The sequence below is a fragment of the Paraburkholderia ribeironis genome (genome assembly GCF_900019265.1).
GTDB classification, from domain to species: domain Bacteria; phylum Pseudomonadota; class Gammaproteobacteria; order Burkholderiales; family Burkholderiaceae; genus Paraburkholderia; species Paraburkholderia ribeironis.
Map to the genome: position 1 here is coordinate 1 of NZ_CYGX02000193.1, position 511 is coordinate 511.

The following is a 511-nucleotide window of genomic DNA, read 5'->3' on the forward strand; positions in this document are numbered from 1 at the left end:
GTCACACGCTGGCGATTGATGAACGAGATCAGCGCCCACGGGTCTGTGAACTGCCATGTGAGCGTGCGGCCGTCCGTCGAGAGTGCGCGCTGCTGCGGGTCGGACATTGCTGTGAGTGGCGAGTCTTTCGCGAATCGCAATGCGAGCGAGACGGGCGTGCCGTAATCCCAGTGCAGCGGCGCTTCGCTCATTGACAGACTCTGCGAGCCGATCGTCAGCGTCCAGTCGATCACCTGATTGGCCGCTATCTCGCCCACGCGGTTAGCGCGAAACTCGACACTCAGCTCGTAGCCGTTCGGCGCGCCGTCATCAGAGGGGTACAACGGCGCGAGCAGCGTTCTGACCTGATCGAAGTTATCGATGAACTGGCGCAGCTTGCCGCCCGCAACACCGGCCGCGCCCGCCTGCGCGATGGCGCTGCCGCGCGCTGCGTGGAATGCCTCCGATACAGGCGCGTAGCGCTTGAGCACCTGACCGAGTTCGCCGAAGTCAGCCGAGCCCACGAGACAGG

General features: G+C 64.6%; 1 pseudogene. It reads right to left on the reverse strand.

The window, feature by feature from the left end:
* A pseudogene (locus BN2475_RS33100) lies at positions 1-511 on the reverse strand (type VI secretion system protein); the annotation flags it as partial.